This window comes from Tropicibacter sp. Alg240-R139 (assembly GCF_900537075.1).
Lineage (GTDB): Bacteria > Pseudomonadota > Alphaproteobacteria > Rhodobacterales > Rhodobacteraceae > Falsiruegeria.
Genome location: NZ_UNRA01000001.1, coordinates 852,832 through 873,417, shown reverse-complemented (window position 1 = coordinate 873,417; position 20,586 = coordinate 852,832). Strand labels below are relative to the sequence as shown.

General features: G+C 58.8%; 20 protein-coding genes. 6 read left to right on the top strand and 14 right to left on the bottom strand.

Annotated elements, in window-relative coordinates:
* Positions 1 to 45: 45 nt before the first annotated feature.
* Positions 46 to 1,047 carry a DUF2125 domain-containing protein gene (locus G6R15_RS04275; RefSeq protein WP_205520465.1) on the top strand — a complete coding sequence of 334 codons (1,002 nt, stop codon included), beginning with the start codon at positions 46 to 48 and terminating at the stop codon, positions 1,045 to 1,047.
* Here G6R15_RS04275 and G6R15_RS04270 read toward each other — a convergent pair.
* The 4 genes from G6R15_RS04270 to G6R15_RS04255 all read right to left on the bottom strand — a co-directional run bounded on the left by G6R15_RS04270 (position 1,044) and on the right by G6R15_RS04255 (position 5,395).
* Positions 1,044 to 1,916: an extensin family protein gene (locus tag G6R15_RS04270; protein ID WP_164658533.1), complete on the bottom strand. Its 873-nt coding sequence runs from the start codon at positions 1,914 to 1,916 to the stop codon at positions 1,044 to 1,046. The two genes, G6R15_RS04275 and G6R15_RS04270, sit on opposite strands and share 4 nt — an antisense overlap.
* On the bottom strand, positions 1,913 to 2,833 hold the full coding sequence (locus G6R15_RS04265; protein ID WP_164658532.1) for a prephenate/arogenate dehydrogenase family protein: 921 nt from the start codon (positions 2,831 to 2,833) through the stop codon (positions 1,913 to 1,915). The genes G6R15_RS04270 and G6R15_RS04265 overlap by 4 nt, the downstream gene beginning before the upstream one ends.
* Complete coding sequence (hisC, locus tag G6R15_RS04260; RefSeq protein ID WP_164658531.1) at positions 2,830 to 3,915, bottom strand: histidinol-phosphate transaminase; 1,086 nt, start codon at positions 3,913 to 3,915, stop codon at positions 2,830 to 2,832. Before hisC ends, G6R15_RS04265 begins: the two co-directional genes overlap by 4 nt.
* Before the next feature lie 64 nt (positions 3,916 to 3,979).
* Positions 3,980 to 5,395 carry an aminotransferase class V-fold PLP-dependent enzyme gene (locus G6R15_RS04255; protein ID WP_164658530.1) on the bottom strand — a complete coding sequence of 472 codons (1,416 nt, stop codon included), beginning with the start codon at positions 5,393 to 5,395 and terminating at the stop codon, positions 3,980 to 3,982.
* A gap of 102 nt (positions 5,396 to 5,497) precedes the next feature.
* Between G6R15_RS04255 and G6R15_RS04250 the strand changes: the two genes are divergently transcribed.
* Entirely contained in the window at positions 5,498 to 5,959 is a 462-nt protein-coding gene (locus G6R15_RS04250; protein ID WP_164658529.1) for an Lrp/AsnC family transcriptional regulator, read from the top strand.
* Positions 5,960 to 6,099: 140 nt separating this feature from the next.
* On the opposite strand, the gene rpsD is transcribed toward G6R15_RS04250, so the two are convergent.
* The 5 genes from rpsD to G6R15_RS04225 form a co-directional block, all read right to left on the bottom strand.
* A complete protein-coding gene (rpsD, locus tag G6R15_RS04245; RefSeq protein ID WP_164658528.1) occupies positions 6,100 to 6,720 on the bottom strand; it encodes a 30S ribosomal protein S4 in 621 nt (206 codons plus the stop codon).
* A gap of 251 nt (positions 6,721 to 6,971) precedes the next feature.
* A complete protein-coding gene (locus G6R15_RS04240; protein WP_164658527.1) occupies positions 6,972 to 8,036 on the bottom strand; it encodes a Hint domain-containing protein in 1,065 nt (354 codons plus the stop codon).
* A gap of 164 nt (positions 8,037 to 8,200) precedes the next feature.
* Entirely contained in the window at positions 8,201 to 9,385 is a 1,185-nt protein-coding gene (locus G6R15_RS04235; protein WP_164658526.1) for a carbohydrate porin, read from the bottom strand.
* Positions 9,375 to 10,124 carry a DUF3299 domain-containing protein gene (locus G6R15_RS04230; RefSeq protein ID WP_164658525.1) on the bottom strand — a complete coding sequence of 250 codons (750 nt, stop codon included), beginning with the start codon at positions 10,122 to 10,124 and terminating at the stop codon, positions 9,375 to 9,377. Before G6R15_RS04230 ends, G6R15_RS04235 begins: the two co-directional genes overlap by 11 nt.
* 60 nt (positions 10,125 to 10,184) lie before the next feature.
* The gene (locus G6R15_RS04225; RefSeq protein WP_164658524.1) at positions 10,185 to 11,573 is read right to left on the bottom strand and encodes an amidohydrolase family protein; all 1,389 of its coding nucleotides are present in this window, start codon (positions 11,571 to 11,573) and stop codon (positions 10,185 to 10,187) included.
* 160 nt (positions 11,574 to 11,733) lie between these two features.
* On the opposite strand from G6R15_RS04225, the gene G6R15_RS04220 reads away from it, so the two are divergent.
* Positions 11,734 to 12,738: an AraC family transcriptional regulator gene (locus tag G6R15_RS04220; RefSeq protein WP_164658523.1), complete on the top strand. Its 1,005-nt coding sequence runs from the start codon at positions 11,734 to 11,736 to the stop codon at positions 12,736 to 12,738.
* A 97-nt stretch (positions 12,739 to 12,835) separates the two neighbouring features.
* Here G6R15_RS04220 and G6R15_RS04215 read toward each other — a convergent pair whose 3' ends face one another.
* Complete coding sequence (locus tag G6R15_RS04215; protein ID WP_164658522.1) at positions 12,836 to 13,375, bottom strand: LysR substrate-binding domain-containing protein; 540 nt, start codon at positions 13,373 to 13,375, stop codon at positions 12,836 to 12,838.
* 95 nt (positions 13,376 to 13,470) lie between these two features.
* On the opposite strand from G6R15_RS04215, the gene G6R15_RS04210 reads away from it, so the two are divergent.
* Entirely contained in the window at positions 13,471 to 13,926 is a 456-nt protein-coding gene (locus G6R15_RS04210; protein WP_164658521.1) for a cupin domain-containing protein, read from the top strand.
* Between the two features lie 19 nt (positions 13,927 to 13,945).
* Here the strand turns inward: G6R15_RS04210 and hisG are convergent, their stop codons facing one another.
* The 4 genes from hisG to G6R15_RS04190 all read right to left on the bottom strand — a co-directional run bounded on the left by hisG (position 13,946) and on the right by G6R15_RS04190 (position 18,184).
* Positions 13,946 to 14,644 carry an ATP phosphoribosyltransferase gene (hisG, locus tag G6R15_RS04205; RefSeq protein WP_164658520.1) on the bottom strand — a complete coding sequence of 233 codons (699 nt, stop codon included), beginning with the start codon at positions 14,642 to 14,644 and terminating at the stop codon, positions 13,946 to 13,948.
* Positions 14,641 to 15,729 carry an ATP phosphoribosyltransferase regulatory subunit gene (locus G6R15_RS04200; protein ID WP_164658519.1) on the bottom strand — a complete coding sequence of 363 codons (1,089 nt, stop codon included), beginning with the start codon at positions 15,727 to 15,729 and terminating at the stop codon, positions 14,641 to 14,643. Before G6R15_RS04200 ends, hisG begins: the two co-directional genes overlap by 4 nt.
* 3 nt (positions 15,730 to 15,732) lie before the next feature.
* A complete protein-coding gene (gene hisS / locus G6R15_RS04195; protein WP_164658518.1) occupies positions 15,733 to 17,259 on the bottom strand; it encodes a histidine--tRNA ligase in 1,527 nt (508 codons plus the stop codon).
* A 121-nt stretch (positions 17,260 to 17,380) separates the two neighbouring features.
* Positions 17,381 to 18,184 carry a crotonase/enoyl-CoA hydratase family protein gene (locus G6R15_RS04190; protein ID WP_164658517.1) on the bottom strand — a complete coding sequence of 268 codons (804 nt, stop codon included), beginning with the start codon at positions 18,182 to 18,184 and terminating at the stop codon, positions 17,381 to 17,383.
* Between the two features lie 102 nt (positions 18,185 to 18,286).
* Between G6R15_RS04190 and G6R15_RS04185 the strand changes: the two genes are divergently transcribed.
* Positions 18,287 to 18,481 (top strand): SlyX family protein, encoded by a 195-nt coding sequence (locus G6R15_RS04185; protein WP_164658516.1) that lies wholly within the window; start codon positions 18,287 to 18,289, stop codon positions 18,479 to 18,481.
* A 153-nt stretch (positions 18,482 to 18,634) separates the two neighbouring features.
* Entirely contained in the window at positions 18,635 to 20,584 is a 1,950-nt protein-coding gene (locus G6R15_RS04180; protein WP_164658515.1) for a DUF3604 domain-containing protein, read from the top strand.
* Positions 20,585 to 20,586: the final 2 nt, after the last annotated feature.

The following is a 20,586-nucleotide window of genomic DNA, read 5'->3' as shown; positions in this document are numbered from 1 at the left end:
ACCTATAAACATCAAAACACGGGCAGGAAAAAGGGGCCTTTGCACATGCTGCGGCTGATACGAGTGGTCATTGTTCTGGGTTTGCTGTGGTCAGCCTACTGGTACATCGCGGGATTTGGCCTGCGTTCCGGGATCGAGGGCTGGTTTGCCACACAAGGAGCGCGCGGCTGGCAGGCGGATTATGCTGCCGTCGAGACCTCGGGCTATCCCTCCCGGCACCGCACGATGATAACCAGCCCTGCGCTGGCTGATCCCACCACTGGCGCCGCCTGGCAGGCCGATTGGCTAGAGTTGGACAGCCCCGCGATCTGGCCCGGTCGTCAGACACTCCGGTTTGCACCGACACCGCAACGCTTGTCGTATTTTGACCAAACGCTGGTCATCGAAGCGCAGAACATGCAGGCAGACTTGCATCTGCATCCGGGCATCGCCCTGGCTTTGGACCGGCTTGCACTGACTGCCGGTCAGTGGGCGATTTCCAGCCCCAAGGGACCCGTCGCCAATGCTGGGGATTTGACATTGTCGATGGTCCAGGCCGAGCAGCCCGAAACCTATCAGATCACCGTGGACGCGGCCGATTTCACGCCGGGCGAGGAAATTCGCCGGGTGCTGGCAAGCTCAGCCGTATTGCCGCGCAGTTTTGATGCGTTGAAATTGGACACTGCCATTGAGTTCGACAAGCAATGGGACCGCAGCGCGCTTGAAGAAATGCGCCCCCAGCCGGTGGCGATTGATTTGAAACTGGCCGAACTGCACTGGGGCGAATTGCGCCTGTTCGCGGCAGGTAAACTGACCGTGGATGCGCAAGGTATACCGACCGGAGAGATAGCCCTGAAGGCCGAGAACTGGCGCGAGATGCTGGCCATGGCCGAGGCTGCTGGCGCGATTCCGTCAAAAGCCGTTGATCCCGCCGAACGTGTTCTGAACATGCTGGCCAGCCTGGGCGGTAACCCAAGCGCGTTGGATGTGCAGTTGAATTTCCGCGATGGTTTTGTCGCCCTTGGGCCTTTGCCCATCGGCCCTTCCCCGCGATTAATCCTGCGTTAGCGGCAGTAAGAGCCACCCCGGTGACGGGCCGTATCCAAGTGAAAGTGATCGCGGTGATAGCGGTCGGCGTTGGGGCCCAAAACCGTCCCGAACGGACCGCAGGCTGCTTTCCACACCCGGCGCAGCATCTTGCGGGTTGAACCACGTTTCCAACCATCAAGCACGGTGATCTCTTCGCCGTCCTTCATGCGAAAGGCCGAAATGTCGATGGCTTTGCCCTTGCCATGCTCGGAAATCTTGGCACCTGGCCTGTTGTTGCGGGTTCGACAGGAATAGTGGGCCGCTACCTTGAGTTCCACGACGGGACCACGGCGCCGGAACGTTGGGATGACACTGCGATCAACCCACTTGTTCAGGCTGCGTGCTGTGTCGCAGGTCATCAGAGACGGGCGGCTTAGTCGCACGCCTGAAACCGACGTCACGCGCACTGCATCATCAATGCCACATCCACGGATCTTACCCGGAATGTCCCCAGCCGCCTGCCCTTGGATTTCGATATTCCCGCAGACCGAACCCTTGCGTTTCTTACGTCTCTTGAAGAACGCTTCTTCCTCGACCGCTTTGGGCCGCAAGTAAGGGCGCAACGACACGTCAGGCCCCAACGATGGCAAATCCGCAGGGCGTGCGGCCACTTGAACCAATTGATCGGACACCGGGCGTGACACTGGCCGGGCCCGACTGCTGACAACAAAAGTTGCCGCTTCGGCTGCGGCCACCTGGACGGATGCCTCTTGCACGGCTGCCGACACGGCCACGGATTGAGTGGCGCGTGCTTGAGGTCTAAGCGAGGTTTCGGGCGCCGTCGCTGCAACCGGCAGGGCACAAAGCACCGTTGCCAAAGTTGCAGGAAAGAGCGCCCGAGCGATCATTGTGACGCTTTCCCGCGGCCAAAGTCGGGCGCGTCGGTGTCCTGCCCCGCCTCGATGATACCGCGCCGGATCGCGCGGGTTCGGGTGAAGTAGTCGAACAGTTGTTCGCCATCGCCTGTCCGAATGGCCCGCTGAAGCGCAAAAAGCTCTTCAGTGAACCGACCCAGAATTTCCAACGTGGCGTCTTTGTTTGTCAGGAACACATCGCGCCACATGGTTGGATCTGACGCGGCGATCCGGGTGAAATCGCGGAAACCGGCGGCCGAGTATTTGATCACCTCGCTGTCGGTCACGCGGCTCAGGTCATCGGCGACCCCAACCATAGTATAGGCAATCAGGTGCGGCGCGTGGCTGGTCACCGAAAGGACCAAGTCATGGTGATCAGCGTCCATTTCTTCGACGTTGGCGCCCATACCTTCCCACAAGGACCGTAGTTTTTTGACCGCGCCCCGGTCCGACCCTTCGGCCGGAACCAGCAGGCACCAACGGTTGTCATAAAGCTCGGCAAAACCGCTTTCGGGTCCCGAATGCTCGGTTCCGGCCAACGGGTGTGCGGGTACGAAATGCACACCCTCGGGGATGTATGGCGCCACGCTTTGGATCACGTGGCGTTTAACCGACCCCACGTCCGTCACAGTCGCGCCGGGATTCAGCGCGCCCGAAATTTCTTGCGCCACGGCTTCCATCGCTCCGACCGGCACACAGAGCACCACAAGGTCCGCGTCTTTGACTGCCTCAATCGCGCTGTCACAGACACGATCACATAGCCCGATCTGGCGCGCGGTGTCGCGGGTCTTGGCAGAGCGCGAATAGCCCGTCACTTCGCCTGCCAGCCCTGCACGCTTGATCGCCCAGAACATAGACGACGCGATCAGGCCCAGGCCGATCAACGCGACGCGGTCGTAAACCTGGCTCATTGGGTACGCTCCTTGAACTCGGTAATCGCCCGCACAACACGACGGCAGGCCGCTTCATCGCCCACGGTGATCCGCAGGGCAGTAGGAAGGTTGTAGCCAGCCACCCGCCGCACGATCAACCCCTGCTGCTGAAAATGCGCGTCACAGGCGTCGGCCTCCGCTTGATCGGCAAAGCGGGCGAGTATGAAATTTGTGTGCGATGCGTCCGACAACACCCCAAGTTTTGCCAGTTCGTCAGCCAGCCAGCCGCGCAGGCGCGTGTTTTCTGACTGACAGTGCTCAACGTATCCTTGGTCACGCACTGCGGCCTCAGCAGCAGCCAGAGCAGTTGCGGACAGGTTAAAGGGCTGGCGCACGCGGTTCAGCACATCAATGATCGACTTGGGCGCATAGCCCCACCCGACGCGCATGCCACCCAATCCGTAAATCTTGGAAAACGTGCGCGTCATGATCACGTTGTCATGGGCATCGACCACGGCTGCGCCGCCGTCAAAGCCATCGACATATTCGGTATAGGCCCCATCGACCACCAGGATCACATGATCTGGCAGACCTGCAGCAAGGCGCATAACCTCTGTTTCGGGGATCATGGTCGAGGTCGGATTGCCCGGATTGGTCAGGAACACCACCCGCGTGCGGTCATTGCACGACCCCAAAATAGCGTCCACATCAACCATCCGATCCTTCTCGGACACCTGCACCGGCACTGCACCTGCGGCACGGGCCAGGATGGGGTACATGGAAAACCCATGCTCGGTATAGATCACCTCGTCGGCCACACCGGCATAGCACTGCACCACAAATTGCAACACCTCGTCACTGCCGACGCCGCAAATGATCCGCTCAGGGTCCAGCCCATGCTGCGCGCCAATGGCCGCCCGCAACGGGCCATGATCTGTGTTGGGATAGCGATGCAGGTCTGCCGCGCTGTCGCGCACAGCCTCTATCGCCTTGGGGCTTGGTCCGAACGGGTTCTCGTTCGAGCTGAGCTTGATGACATTCTCGACGCCCTTCACATGGGCCGCCCCCCCTTGGTACAGGGCGATGTCCATGATGCCAGGCTGCGGGGTGAGTTTGTTCATGTCAGGGCTCCCTTGGATAGCCCCTCATACCCCTCTCACCCTTTGTAGAAAAGCGCCAAAACCCTCACGCTGCCTTGAACCGCGCGGTGGTGGGATCAACGTTGTAGAACGGCGCGTATTCTTCGGTTCGGCGCGACAGATCGTTGACGCTGTCGATGATGAACTGAGCTGTTCCTTCATCCATCAGATAAGAGAAGTTTAAGCGCACCCAGCCCGGCTTTTGCAACTCGCGACCGGCTTCAAGGTCAGCATGCAGCGCCATCGACATCTCATGGTCGATGCCCAACAGACGGTGCGCATAAGGCCCGGCACAGGCACAGCCGCCACGGGCCTGAATGCCGTAGATGTCGCTGAGCATCCTGGTGAATAGCTGCTGATGCACCGGCGCGCCGGATTTATCCTGCACAAGGAAGGAAAAGATCGGCAGGCGATGCCCGACGTCGGTTCCCAGCAGCGTCAGATGCGGGTTGTCGGCCCAGCCGTCCAAAGCCATCTTGTTGTATTTCGCTTCACGCGCTGCGATCTCGTCAGCACCCACAACATCTTTGACGATAAAGGCCAGCGCTGCGCGGATGTCTCCGATGACGTTGGGCGTCCCGGCCTCTTCACGCACGGCAAGATCATCCGAATAATCGTGCCCCCAAGGCGAGACAAAAGAAACAGTCCCACCGCCCGGCCAACTGGGGCAATCTCGTTTGACAGCAGCCTTATTCACGATCAACACGCCGGATGCCCCCGGACCGCCGGGGAATTTGTGAGGCGAGACGACGATAGCATCCTTGCGCACCGCGCCCTGCCCCATTGTCATAGGCAAATACGGCCCGCCACCTGCATAATCCCAAACCGACAAGGCGCCATAACGCTTGAGCAACCTGGTTACGGGGTCGGGATCGGTGATGATGCCGGTCACGTTCGATGCGGCCGAAAAGCTGCCAATGACCAGATCCGCCGCTTTGTGTTCGATCAGTGCCGCCTCAAGCGCTGCGAGATCCGGGCCGCCTGTGATCCCTTCGGGGATCTCGATCACCTGAGCCTTGCTCTCGCGCCAGGGCAGAATGTTAGAGTGATGCTCATACGGCCCAATCAGTACAACCGGCCGGTCAGCCTGCTCAACTCCCATCAAGTTGACTAGCCGGTTGAGACCCGCCGTTGCGCCGGACCCGGTGAAAATAACCGCGTCCTTTTCTGTAGCGCCCCCCAGGCGGGCAATCTCGGCGCGCGCGTCACGACGCAACCGAGTCATGTAGGAACCGCAATAAGAGGCCTCGGTGTGGCTGTTGGCGTAGAACGGCAGGATATGTGTCGCCACATACTCCTCGACCTGTTTCAATGCCCGCCCCGAGGCGACGTAATCCGCGTAAACAAGCGGCACGTCCCCATGCAGACCCGGAATCAGAACATTCTCTCCGATCAGCCCATCCGCGAGGATGTTGTCGTGAGTGGAGGCTTCGATGGTTTCGCGAAAATGGGTCAGGGTCATGGCATTGGCTCCTATTACATGGACCAATGTGATATTGTCGAAGTGAAGAAACTTACCCAGATTTTGCTTGTTGTTCAGGATTTTTGGGTCATATGATTTAGAATGAAGAAAATACTCGATCAGATCGACATCAGCTTGCTGCGCGAACTGCAAAAAGACGGTAACCTGTCTCAACGGGAACTGGCCGACCGCGTCGGCCTGTCTCAAAACGCCTGCTGGCGGCGCCTGAAAGCGCTGAACGACAGCGGCGTGTTGCAAGGCTCTACCGCGCGGATCGACCGGCAACAACTGGGCCTGAACCTGGTGGTCTTTGTGATGCTGCGCACCCGCCATCATTCGTCTGAATGGCTACAGGCCTTTCGCAGCCACGTCCTGACCATCCCCGAAGTGGTCGATTTCCACCGCATCGGGGGCGACTACGACTATCAGCTCAAGGTCGTGACCGAGGATATGACGTCTTATGATCAGGTCTATCAGCGCTTGATCGAAAAGGTCGAACTGGACAGCGTAACGTCGTATTTCGCGATGGAAGCCATTGCCGAAAGCCGCCCTCTCCCGCTCTGACCCTCCTCTTCTTTTTGCTCAAAATATCCCGGGGGAGGAGCACAGCGACGGGGGCAGAGCCCCCAAAATCGACCGAATAAATGAAAAGAACCGCCCCAATCGGAGCGGCTCTTTCAAAACTCTGACTACTGCGAAGAACCTTAGTTCTTCGCGTAGAATTCGACGACCAGGTTCGGTTCCATCAGAACCGGGTACGGCACGTCGCCCAGACCGGGGGTGCGCACGAAAGTGGCGGTCATTTTCGAGTGGTCGGTTTCGATGTAATCTGGAACGTCACGCTCGGCCAGACCAACAGCTTCCATGACAAATGCCAACTGCTTGGACTTGTCGCGAACCTCGATCACGTCGCCTTCTTTGACGCGGTAGGAGGGGATGTTGACCTTTTTGCCGTTCACTTTGACGTGGCCGTGGTTTACGAACTGACGTGCGGCGAAAACGGTTGCAACGAACTTGGCACGGTAAACAACCGCGTCCAGGCGGCGCTCCAGCAGACCGATGAGGTTTTCACCAGTGTCGCCGTTCACACGAACAGCTTCGGCATAGATGCGGCGGAATTGCTTTTCGGTCAGGTCGCCGTAGTAACCCTTGAGCTTCTGCTTGGCGCGCAGCTGGATACCGAAGTCGGACAGTTTGCCCTTGCGGCGCTGACCGTGCTGGCCGGGGCCATATTCACGACGGTTAACCGGCGACTTGGGACGGCCCCAGATGTTTTCGCCCATACGGCGGTCAATTTTGTACTTGGCAGACGTGCGTTTTGTCACGGCTGATCTCCTTTATGAGTGGCATTTCAGCTTGCTCCGAAAACCGGTTCCCACTTTTCGGGCTGAAATCGCGCTTCAACTCGAACAGGGGCAACTGGCGGATGGGCCGTTATGCCGTTAAAAGGGCGTTGTCCTCTTGCCTTTGCAGACATGACAGGAATCCCCTTGCGAGGGCCACCAACACCAATGAAGCCGCGCTTATATCTGCGCGGCCTCCAGAGTCAACAACAGTTAGCAAGTTTTCTGAGGGCTCAAGCGGCCTCGTGCCGCAAGAGCGCGGATTCGGTGTCCGTCAGATTGCGACGAGCGAAACCACCATAACTATATGGGTCCGCCTCAAGACCCGGCATCTGCCCCAGCAGTCGCACCCTATCCTCGTCCGTAAGTGAGGTCAGGGATGCATTCGCCGGGTGGAAACTTTCGGTTTCCACGCCATTAGCCCAAAGGATCTGATGGCTGGGTAGCAGCAAGTGAATATAGGTCACCTGGCGCACCGTCAGATCAACAGAGATTGTCGAACCATTGATCAACTCACGCGCGGGCACCAGCACCTCGGAGGTGTTGAACAACGCCTGCGCCGCCGCCCCTTTGACCAGCATCCGGTGTTCGGGTGAAACCAGCAATTCAGCATCGGGACGGTCGATCCCCAAGGCCCCCATCCGCAACCGAACCGGGCGCAGCTTTGGCATGACAAACAGCCGCGCGCCACTCATGCGGCGGTGGCCGATCCACTGTATCTGCTGCGGACCACTATCGCGAGTCTGCACCTTATCGCCTTCGCGCAGCTCCTCGACCAGTCGTGGGCCGGTGGGCGTTGCGATGCGCGTGCCAGGCGTGAAACAGATAACCCCACGCCCGCTGGTATCTGCATGCGCGGGCTCCGAAGGTGAAAGGGAATGATGCACCACCCACAAATCTGTGTTGCGCGGCGGAATCTGATCTAGAAACATCAACAGCGGCGCTGCACCGTTTTCGGGATCAATGACCGTGATTGTGTAACTCTGTGCCCCATTGGTGACGACAAAACTCTGATCCGCCAAAGGTTCGTCGAATTCTATCTCGTCCACATCTGATCTATGTTGTACTGCCGCGCCCACCAGACGCCGCACTGTACGCGCGGCCCGTTTTCTGAGCGCATCTTCACCGTCCGCATGATCCAATCGCAACAAACCCGTGGGACCATCCACGCGCACTGCCTCACCGTGCCACGACCAGACTGCGCCCACCGAAAGCGAGTCCAGTGGAGCGGCCTCAAGGCCGTCGAGATCTGTTTGCGACCAGGAAATGACGAACGTGCCACGAAAGCCCGTTTTCATCTGCCTGTATGCCTGCCTATTTATTTTTTTATTGAGGAAGCGTTAACAATTTGGGCGTTCAAAAGGAAGACGCATAATTACAGAATGTTAGAGCGTGTTCTTAATATCGCAGTGTCAGGATGAGAGCCTATTGATTCAACACGCATTATTGCCACCAAACAGCGTCAGAAAACCACCCGCGCGCGCAGCCCTAGAACAGCAAAGCCACTTTGTGCCGAGGTCAGGGGATTATTGATGAACTGCACCGAAGGTGTAATCTGGAAATTCGGCGAGATGGAATACCGGTAGAACAGCTCTGTCGTGAACTGCGTGCCCGGAACGCCCCGCGCCTCTGCCCAGTTCAACCCAAGCCCCGCCAGATCCGTGTTGCGGCCATAATACCCGATCCCAGTCGAAAACGACCGCTCGTAAAGCGCTGCCGTGCCTTTGGCCCACCCCGCCCGCACAAACGGCATCCATTGATTGTCGATAAACCAGGCTGCGGAAAAGGCCGCGCCATAATCCTCGGCTCGGCTGCCATCATCTGCAGCATCTGCATGCCATAGGGTCAGGTGCACGTTGTCGAAATAGATCCGATCAAAGCCTGACGTATAGCCGATCTCGAGGCTCTTGAAGAGGTCACCGTGGTCAAAGACGTCGAAATCTGGGCTGGAAGGGTCGGCATTGGCATCCGCCACGCTGGCCACCGCGTAAAAGTTTGCCCCCAGTTTGATACCCCCAGCAATCCCCAGGCCCGGGTTCGGTGCGTTGATTGCCGGGTTGGTGTTGAATGCCAGGTTCTGAAATCCGGTATATGGGCTGACCAACCCGTAGACATCGACAAAATCGGTGACATCGATCTGCCCGACTTGCAGCGTCCAGCCGCCATCTGCGGCACGCTGGGTCCAGAACAGGTTCGTCAGCATGGTACCATTGTCGTTAAAGGCCGTGCCGGTGATCGATAAAGCACCCCCGTTTAGACCCAGGAATTGCGGCGCAACCGTTCCATATGCGTGCCTGTTCTCGACTTTGAACGTCAGCGATCCATTGTCCGTCGCCTGCCAAGCCCCATAAAACCGGGCAATGCCGCCACCTGCACGACCGTTGCCCACGTTGGAATCCGATGACTGGCCCAGAGTCAGATAGTCTACGCTGAAACGAAACCCGTTTTCGGCCAGCCTGTCTTTCCAGGCAAACCAACCCGGCGCAATATTCTTGGGAAAGTTTGAGCGGAACTGTGGGTCGGTTAGGCCATCCCCGTCCAACTCTGCCCCCACCGAGGACGGGCCATTCAATCCACTACTTTGCGCGAAGCCCGGCAGGGCAAACCACAACAGCAGGAACGCGGCCGTGAACATCTTAGTTTTCATCCAAGCCCTGCCCTTTCACACCACGCAGCTGTTGCGCCATCTTCTCGGCCCAGGCGTTGCCGCCTGTCGACGTCTCCCCCGTGAACGCGAGGGACTCGACGGCTGTCGCCTCCATCGTGAATGCAGCTTGCATGCGCACGGGCCCGTCCACAACGACGACGTCTCGTTCTGTAGCCACAACTGACATGCTCCCCGTCAGACGCACCGGCTCATACATGGTCTGAGGTCGCCAATCGCCACTCAGGCGCACCCGAACCATCTGGTTGGGAGACGGCGGCGGCATGTGGCTGCACATGCCCCGCTCGGGAACAAGATACACGGTCGGAACCCCGTCCTTATCCGCGGGGGCCGGAATGGCATAACCACCCAGCGTCACCGTCTGCCCGTCCACATCCGGATTCCCGGCCCAAGCCGCATTCTTTCGGCGCTCGGCCACCACCCAACGTTGGGCGATAAGCCAATCCGCATCAATACCATCGTCGGCAAAAGCAGCCTTTACATCAGATAGGCTCTGCGCAAGCGCTTCACGCTCATCGGCCTTGGGTGCCCCCTCCAGCTGCGACTGCAAACGCGCCACATTCACCAGAGCGTTAAGCTGTTTAGCACTCAAATCCCGATACGGGTCTTCATAATGTTGAGCGGTCTCGTCAATCAGGTCCGGCCAATCCAGTATCCTGCGTTCAGCGTTGGCCGTGACCGCCCCCAGAATCAAAACGCACAGACAAAGATAAAATCGCATATCTCATATCCTGTTGAAAAGACGACGCGGGCACCAAAACGCCCACGCCGCCCCAAGGGATCAGTTCAGCGTGTTCTTGTAGATCACGCCATCTTTCATAATGATGCGAAGGGTTTCCGGGCTTTCGGGGCGCGGGTCAGCGCCAAACCATTGGTCTCCGGTGCCGACAACAGAGAAGTCCTCGAGCGGATTGCCGTCGATCAGTAAAACATCCGCATAGGCACCCTCCTCGATCACGCCAAGCTTTGCTTCGGGATAGGGATTGGAGAAGGCACCGCTCAGAGCTGCGATCTCACCGCCTACGGATGTCAGGGCCACCATCGAAGTGTAGGGTCCAAAAAACTCGTTGTTCAGATGTTTTTCATAGGCAATCTGGATGTTGCAGGCGTCGACCGACCCGACACAGTCGGTCTGCCAGCCCCGCTTGACCGGACATTCCCGCATATTGTCGAGATATCCCGAGAACGCGGCCACGGCGGATTCGGCCTTGCGCAGGCTGGCCGGAACATCGCGCACAGCCGGAACATCGAAGAGATTCGGGTCAAATGCGGTCATGTTTGTTGTGATGAAGGCACCCTTCTCCTCCATCAGGGCAGCGATTTCGCAATCGAAAGCAAATCCGTGCTCAATCGACTTTACACCTGCGTTCAGCGCATCAATGATCGCTTCTCTGCGGTAGGAATGTGCCATGACATAGCTGCCATAGGATTCGGCCACCTGCACGGCTGCGGCGATTTCTTCGGGCGATCCAGCCAGCAGTTGCCAGGGATCAAAAGCAGACACCACACCGCCAGACTGCATGTACTTCAGTTGCGTCGCCCCCATGCGGAAGTTGTTACGCCCAAACTTCGTCACATCCGCTACGCTGTCAACTTCCTGTGCCAAGTTCAAGCGGCTGAAATTGGTGCTCTGACCGACTGGCGAAGTGAAATTTGCGAAATCGGCATGTCCGCCGCGGGTGCCAAGGAATGCACCAGACGGGTAGAACCGTGGCCCAACAATCTGACCGGCATCAATGGCGCGGCGCAAGCCGCCATTGGCACCGCCCGCATCCCGGACAGTCGTAAAGCCCTGCATCAAGTACATCTCGGCCATACGGGTTCCGTGAATGCCGAAATCTTCCCATGTCGCGTTAGCCTCCATCGCAGGCAAGGTCGGCCCCGGCAACATCAAGTGGGCGTGGTTTTCGATAAATCCTGGCGTCAACGTCCGCCCGCCCCCGTCAATCACGGTGGCGTTTGGTGCGTCAATCGCTTCGGTTGAAACGGATTTGATCAGGTTGCCTTCGACCAGAACGCTAGCGTTCTCGATCCGGGACTCGTTCACGCCGTCAAAGACATGAACATTGGTAAAGAGAGTTTGGGCGGGGGCGTCGTCTTGCGCATGCGCGGAATAAGCGGAAAACGAGAGCGCGACGGACATCGCGGCCAAGGCCAATCTTCGAATCATAATTCCCTCCAAGTCATTAAATTGGATAAATATTAACACTTATGAATTCGTCATGTCGGCCAGTTCCCTTACAGTTAGGAACAAAAAAGTCGAATAAATGGCCGAAAGAGGCTGCAGGAATGTGCGATAGTGGCCCATACCTTTTGTACGGACTTTCCCCATGCCAAGCACTCACGACGGCTTTATTCGATTGATCCTGGTTCAACCGTTTCTTGAACACATAGAGCGAACCGGCACCGACCCAAGACCTGCCCTGACCACGCTTGGGCTGAGCAAACAAATGCTGCGAGACTCGAACACCACGGTGCATGCTGAAATCATCTACGGCCTGTGCAACACCTTGGCCGAGCAATCCGAAATTCCGCATCTGGGGTGTGAGGTCGGACAACAGTTCGACCTGAGTGTCTGGCCCCCAATCGCGACCGCGGCCAGGACGTCGGACAAAGTCGGCGCGTTCCTGATCAACTATCTGATGCAGGTGCCACAGGAATCGAGCTCGGTGAGGCATAAGCTGGTCGTGGAAGCTGATCGTGCCAGCTATAGCGTCAATCGGCTTGTGCGGACCGAAAACCCACCTCGCCAGGTCGACGGGTTTGGGATTGCACTACACCTGCGGCTGCTGAAAACGGCCATGGGACCGGCCTGGATGCCGCAGGACGTGTTGGTTGAAACCGCCTTCCCCGAGGCCGTTCCGCGCGGATTTATGGGCGCGCGTTTGGCGCGCACGGAAAACCCGGCACTCACATTTTCTTTTCCGTCCGAGTGGCTGAATGCCGAGCTAAAGCTGCGCGCCAAAGAGCGGGCCCTGCCCCCTGCGAAAAACGAGCCCGACATGTCAATCGTGGCGGCCCTGCGCAGTGCGGCCCGCCCCTTGCTGTGGAAGGATAAATTGACCTCTCAGGATCTGTCCCGCGCCCTGGGCTTGGATCAACGTCGGCTTGAGGCCGCATTGCGGTTGCACCAGACCACCCCTGCTCGCGAAGTCAAACGGTTGAAAATCGAGATCGCACGCGAGGCCTTGGCAGATGAATCGCTGTCCGTTGGCGACGTTGGGCATAGCATTGGCTATGCAGATCAATCCCATTTTGCGCGGTTTTTCCGCTCACAGACTGGCCAATCCCCGCAAGAGTTCCGCCAATCTTTGAAATCAACTGGCGACAGTTGAAACGTTGATCACCCGCCAACAGGTTTCGCCGCGTTTTCAACTGCCCATGCCCGAAATGCACGCACCTGCGGGCTGTCCCATTTGTCTTGTGCCGCAATCACCGATAGCCGCCAAATTGGGTACCACAAACCATATCCGGAAACGGACAAACCAACAGCCCTCGCTCCAACTCCTCGGCACAGAGCAGCGGATCGACCATAGCCACACCGGCGCCCAGAACAGCCGCCTTGGTTGACATATCGAGATTTGGAAACACTTCGCCGGTTTGCACATCGGTGCCGTCGACAGCAAAAGCATACAACCAGGTTGCACAGTCCTCGCGCCTTGCACTTTCGTGCAACAGCAGGTGGCGGCGCAGATAGGTAGGTTCGACCGGCAGCGGCCCTTGTTCACGAAGGGACGGCGCACACGCTGGGATCAGCGACATGGGAAACAGGAATTGCGCTTTGATATCGTCAGGGCGGCCGGGCCAATGCTCTAGCGAGATCTCTACATCCTGCTCTGCTGCATCAAATCCCCGGTCCCCATAAATTTCAGTCGTCAGACGCACGCGAATGTCCGGGTGCTGATCACGAAACCTTTGCAAGCGCCGAAACAGCCAGCGGATGAACAGGCCGGGCGAACAGATGATCCGCACAGCCCGTGTGCGCGCACGCAGGGGTTTCGGGCCTGACAGGTCGTGCCTTTTCGCTATGCTTAGTCCTCGTTCACAACAGCCAGAACGAGAGCCCCATGACCCCAGCCCTGAGACCCTATTCTGATGCCGAAACGCTGGAATTTCCCGGTGCCATCACGTTGCGCATTCTGCTGACCGGCGATCAAACCGGCGGTTCTATGGAGGTGTTCGAGGACATCGTGCAGCCCGGCATCGGCCCCGGTCGTCACATCCACCTGAACCAGGACGAGACCTTCTTCTTTCTCGAAGGGCAATTCGACGTCGAGATTGATGGCAAGCTGCACCACATGACGCCCGGCGACGTGGCCTTTATTCCGCGCGGCACGGTGCATGCGTTCAAGAATGTAGGCAATACGCCGGGGCGGTTGCGGTACATCTTCTCCCCCGCCTTACAGGTCGAGGCAATGTTCCGCGCCTTTCACGCTGCCTTGACGGCCGATGCACTGACGCCGGACGAAATGGCACGGATCGCCAAGGTACATGGTCAGGAGTTTGTCGGGCCGCCGCTCTAACGACGACCCCGAGCGCCGATCACTTTACGGTTTCGAACATGTCCAACAGCGTTTCCAGCGTCGCCTTGTCCCGCGCAGAATACTGCGCTTCGCGGCTCCGCCAAAGCGTCGCTTGAGACCGCAAGATCAAACCATCTGACAGGATCTTGAGATGGTTGGCCCGCAGGGTTTCCCCGGTCGACGTGATGTCGGCGATGCCCTCGGCTGTTTCGTTGGCCACTGTTCCCTCGGTTGCGCCTTGACTGTCGACCAGCGCAAAATCCGCCACGCCGCTGTCCGTCAGAAACTCGCGCACCAGCCGGTGATACTTGGTCGCGATCCGCATCCGGTGACCATGCACCTCGCGAAAGGCTGACGCTGCCGCGTCCAAATCATCAAGCGTATCAACATCGACCCAGCAGTTCGGCACAGCGATGATCAGATCGGCCTGACCGAACCCCAGGGGCGCAATCTCTTCGACCTGTTGTTCCCACCGGGGAAGCTTTTCGTGCACAAGGTCGGTGCCGGTCACGCCCAGATGAACACGCCCGGCGGCCAGCTCGCGCGGGATTTCCCCGGCCGACAGCAGCACCAACTGCACGTTCTCGATCCCATCGACCTTGCCCGCGTATTCGCGATCCGATCCGGTGCGCGACAGGCTGACGCCGCGCTTTTCGAACCAGGTAAAGGTCTTTTCCATCAGCCGCCCCTTGGACGGCACACCGAGTTTCAGGCTCATTGCGCACCCTCCTCGATTTCAAGCATCAGGTCAGGACGCAACACACCTCCTACAGCGGGAATTTCGGTGCCATTGCCCAATTGCCGGGTCAGCGCGTCATAGCGCCCGCCGGTAGCGATAGGGGGCAGATCGGGGCGGCGTTCGGCATAAAAGCCAAAGACAAATCCGTCGTAATATTCCATCGAGGTGCGGCCATAAGCGGCTTCGAAATCCAGATCATGCACATTGACGCCCCGCGCCGCCAACGCCGCGATCCGCGCCTCTAGCCGGTCAAGCGCGGGTGAAATCTGCGGCAAGTCCACCGCCACATCTCGCAACTGTTCCAGGGCAAATGGCATCGTTTCGCGCACGGCCAGCAGGCTGTCGAGGCCAACCATTTCTGTGTCCGAGATCGGGCCCGTGTCTGCATCTTCGCGCAGCGCTTCGATCCGTGCTTCGATCTCGGCCGCCTTGCGTTTGCCGATCATCGGCGTGTCGAACCCCATGGGGTTCTCGGACGCCAACAACGCCTCGCGGCTGGCAGGCACCGGCGTGCGCCCGGCAAAGCGATCTAGCAGTGCGCGGAACCGGCGCGGACGCCACAGATGGCGCATCAACGCCGCCTTGCGGCGTTCGGTGGTTTTCAGGCCTTGCACGGCCGCGATCAGGATACCAATATCGCCCGTCGCAGCGCGCAAGCTGAGCCCGCGCAGTTGCAATGCGAAGAGCGAAAAAACCTCGGCATCCGCTGCTGCCGGGTCATCGCGGTCAAAGACCTCATACCCGACCTGCACATATTCGTTGGACCGGTCGGGGTCGTGCTCCTGCCGGCGAAACACCTCGCCCGAGTAGGTATAGCGCGCGGGCTCTGCCCCATCTCTCATGTGCATCTGCACCACCGGCACCGTGAAATCCGGGCGCATCATCTGTTCGCCGCGCAAAGCGTCAGTGGTGACGTAAGCGCGCGCACGAATGTCTTCGCCGTAGAGATCTAGCAATGTGCCCGCGGGTTGCAACAAAGGCGGATCGACCACCTGGCCGCCCGCCGCTTCGAACCGCACTCGCATCATTGCGGCGCGGGCCTGAATGTCGGATCGTTTGACCATGGATCAGCCCCGCCCGTCCAGAATTTCGCGCACCTTGGCGACCAGATCACCGCGCGGCACTTCGAACTGGCTGGGGCGCTCTTTCCATTCCTCCAGCGTGGCGCTTTCGGCAATCTTGGCGCCCAGGATCAGGTCCTTGATCTGGATAACACCCGCTTCTTTCTCGCTGCCACCTTCGATGACCGCGATAGGAGAGTTGCGTTTGTCCGCATATTTCAGTTGGTTGCCGAAGTTCTTGGGGTTGCCCAGGTAAACCTCTGCCCGGATGCCTGCATTGCGCAGCTCGGCGACCATCGCCTGATAATCCGCCATGCGGTCGCGATCCATGACGGTCACGACAACGGGGCCGGCTTCATGTGCCTGAATGCGGCCTTTTTCGCGCAAGGCTGCCAACAGGCGGTCAACGCCGATGGACACACCGGTTGCCGGAACCTCTTGCCCGGTGAAACGTTTCACCAGATCATCGTAGCGACCGCCACCAGCAACAGAACCAAACTGCCGCTTGCGGCCCTTTTCGTCGAAGATCTCAAACGTCAGCTCAGCCTCATAGACCGGGCCGGTATAGTAGCCCAGACCACGCACGACTGAAGGATCAATTACGATTCGATCTGGGCCGTAGCCTTGCGCCTCGAGCAAATCCACGATCTGACGCAGCTCCCGAATTCCTTCAAAACCAATTTCCGACGAACCTACTGTCAAATCTAGGTTCGCCAGAGTTTCCTCGGAAGTGGGGCCCTTCGACGTCAAGAAACCTATCACTGGTTCGATTTGATAGTCCTCCAAGCCAACGCCTTCGATAAAGGCGCCTGAACTATCTAGACGCCCCTTCCCTAGCAATTCGCGAACGCCATCTTCGCCGACCTTGTCGAATTTATCAATTGTGCGAAGGATGTTCGCTTCGTTTTCACTCGCATTATCCCAATAGCTAGGGGGACCTTCTTCAGGCCGCAGAGCCATGCTCATGACATTTTCGAGCACCCCATTCAAAACTTTACGGTTGTTGACACGAACCAGATAGTCACCGCGGGGAATGCCGACGGTTTCCAGCGTATCGGAAAGCATCGCGCAGATCTCGGCGTCCGCCGCCATGGACGCCGTGCCGACGGTGTCCGCGTCGCACTGATAGAACTGGCGATAACGCCCCGGTCCCGGCTTTTCGTTGCGCCAGACCGGACCCATCGCGTAGCGGCGATAAGGCGTCGGCAGATCGTTGCGGTGTTGCGCATAGACGCGGGCCAAGGGCGCGGTCAGATCATAGCGCAGCGCCATCCAGTCGCCGTTATCTTTCTCGTCGAACTCTTGCCACGCGAAAACACCCTCGTTCGGGCGGTCGACATCGGGCAGAAACTTGCCAAGCGCCTCTACCGTCTCAACGGCACTGCTTTCCAACGCGTCAAACCCGTATTGATGATACACATGGGCAATCTGCTGCAGCATCTGGGTGCGCTGCGTGACCTCGGAGCCGAAATAATCGCGGAACCCTTTTGGCGTTGCGGCCTTGGGGCGGGGCTGTTTCTTGGTCTTTGCCATTGAAGTATCCTCAGGGGGCATAACTGTCGCGCGGGGTCTAGCCCATGCCCCGCCAAGGGGCAAGGTGACGGCAGCGCACACCGAACGCCATGTTGCTTGGAGCGCGCGCCCCTGAACCGGATCAGATGTCGCCAAAGTCCCCCGACCGCCCTTTGCCAGAAGCAAAACGGGCAGCACCGGCCTGCCCTTCGGCGGCAAAGGCTGCAAAGGACTGCCATTCACGTTGCAATGCATCAGTCAGATCAGCAGGCGTCATGCGCGCCGATAGATGGTCGGCCCGCATGCATGCTTGGGGAAAGCGGATCAGGTCCGCCGCAATCTCTTGAGCTATGTTCAATGCATCGCCTTGCGGGCAGACCCGATTGGCAAACCCAAGCGCCAATGCCTCATCCGCATCGACCTCACGGCCGGTCAGGATCAGGTCATTGGCCCGCCCTTGCCCTATAATACGCGGCAATCGGACCGTACCGCCATCAATCAACGGCACGCCCCAGCGACGACAGAACACACCGGTCACTGCGCCTTGCGCCATCACACGCATATCGCACCACGCGGCAAGCTCCATCCCACCTGCCACCGCAGGGCCTTCGATGGCGGCAATCACCGGTTTCGACAGCATCAGACGAGAGGGGCCCATTGGTCCAGGAATTGGGCGGGTCATCGGGTCGTTCCAACCCTCGGGGATCTGAACCTCGGCCATCCATTCTGCCGCGTTCCCTGCGCCCGCTGCCTTGAGGTCGAAACCGGCGCAGAAGTACCCATCGGTGCCAGTTAGAATTGCCACTTGCTGGCTGCCTTCCGCCTCGAAATCAAGAAACGCCCGATACAGCAGTCGCGCCGTTTCCGGGTTCACCGCATTGCGGGCCTCTGGCCGATTTATGGCGATAACGGTAATGCCGTCGCGTTTGTCGATGGTGATGGTCATGGCGCTCTCTCCAATTTGGTCCAGCTTCGGGCCTGACATATCGGGCTGGCAAGCGTGACGTTGCGCCTGTATGACGGGGCGGCAACCCAAAGGACCCCGCCCATGCAACAGCTTGAGGAACAGATCGCCCACCTGACCCGTACGGTCGAGGAAATGAGCGACGTCGTGGCGCGGCAAGAGACCCAGATCGCGATCCTGACCCGCCGTGTTCAGATGCTGATGGAGCGTGAGGCCCACCGTGATCAAACAGGTGGTGGTGGTGTCGTTCTGGGCGATGAACGTCCACCACATTACTGAACAGTTGGTTCAACCCATAGCTGACTATTGACAACTATCTGTTTTAAAACAGATAGTAATTTCATACTGCCAATTGAATACTTGAATACCTAAACCAGACGGCCTGCCGCTGCCACGAGCGTACGGTCCCAAAATCTGTTCGGGGAGATCAGTATGAAGACCAAGACACTTTCAAAAACACTCCTGTCCTCGGTGGCCCTGTCTGCTGCACTGGCTCTGCCAACAACGGGACAGGCCCAAATCAAAACCACGGAAGAGGCCGCCGCCAGCGCATTCCCGCCCGAGGCCTTTTCGCCCTATGCCAACCGTTCCATTCCGATTCAACCTTTGTGGGGTGAGACGCACCTGCACACCAGCCTGTCGCTGGACGCAGGCGCATTCGGCAATATCCTAGGGCCTGATGATGCCTGGGCCTTTGCCAAAGGCGAGCAGGTCACGTCATCCACCGGCTTGCCGGTGAAACTCAGTCGTCCGCTGGACTGGATGGTACTGACCGATCACACCGACCTGATGGGCTTTGCGCCCGACCTGCAAGCGGGCAAACCCGGCGTTCTGGCCGACCCAAAGGGTCGCGAATGGTACGAAGGCTACACTAAGGGTGGCGAGGCCGCTGGCAAATCCGCCTTTGACCTGATCACCAACTTCTCGCAGGGCACCTTGCCCGAGCTGCTATTGGAATCCTACAGTCCCGGCGCGGATGCCTTTGCCTTTGTCTGGGAAAAGATTGTTCAAGCGGCCGAGGATGCCAACGAGCCGGGCGAATTCACCGCCTTTATCGGGTTTGAATGGACGTCCGTCCCCAAGGGGTTCAACCTGCATCGTAACGTGATGTTGCGCGACGGGCCCTCGCGCGCCATGCAAGTCGTACCGCCTGTTACGCAAGCGCCTTTTGGCGATACCGATCCCAACTACCTGTACGACTGGCTTGAGATGTATCAGGAAAAAACCGGCGGTCGCGCCGTGGCCTTTTCCCACAATGGCAACTTGTCGAACGGCTGGATGTTCCCTACCACGGACACCTATCACGGTGGGGTTGTTGATGAGGATTACGTCAAACAGCGTGCCAAGTGGGAACCACATTATGAGATCACCCAGATCAAGGGCGACGGCGAAGCGCACCCATTCCTGAGCCCGGATGACGATTTCGCCGATTATGAGAACTGGGATGTCGGCAATCTTGATCTGACCGAACTGAAGACCGACGAGATGCTCAAGGGCGAATATGCCCGCGAGGCGCTCAAGCAAGGTCTGGCGCTTGAGGCGAAGCTGGGGACCAACCCCTATAAGTTCGGTCTTGGCGGGGCGACGGACAGCCACACGTCGCTGGCAACAGCGGAAGAAGACAATTTCTTTGGCAAGTCGACCAGTGTTGAACCCTCACCCACACGGATCGAACACCCGTTTATCGCCAGTGATCTGGGTCGGATCGAAGGCTATCAGCTGGTCGCGTCTGGTTACACTGCGGTCTGGGCCGAGGAGAACACCCGCAGCTCCATCTTTGACGCCTTCAAGCGGCGCGAAACTTATGCCACCACTGGCCCGCGCATCGGGCTGCGCTTCTTTGGCGGGTGGGAGTTCACCGATGACGACCTGAAGTCACGCTCGCCTGCCCTGATCGGCTATAACAAGGGCGTTCCCATGGGCGGCGATATGCGTCCGCGTGACAGCGATGCAGCACCCAGTTTCCTGATCTTTGCCTTGCGCGATCCGATCGGCGCCAATCTGGACCGTGTTCAGGTTGTCAAAGGCTGGATGGATGCGGACGGAGAGCTGCACGAAAAGGTCTTTAATGTCGTTTGGTCGGGTGACCGCGAGATGGACGGGGACGGCAAACTGCCCGAGGTTGGCAATACCGTCGATCTGGAAACCGCAAGTTGGACCAATTCCATCGGCGCGGCGGAGCTGGCCACAGTCTGGACCGATCCCGATTTCGACACCGGAGAGAGCGCGTTCTACTATGTGCGCGTGCTGGAAATCCCGACGCCGCGTTGGGTGGTCTATGACAAACTGCGCTTTGGCATCGAACTGCCCGAAGAGGCACAGCTGATCCATCAGGAACGCGCCTATTCCTCGCCGATCTGGTACACGCCAGCGAAAGGATAAGG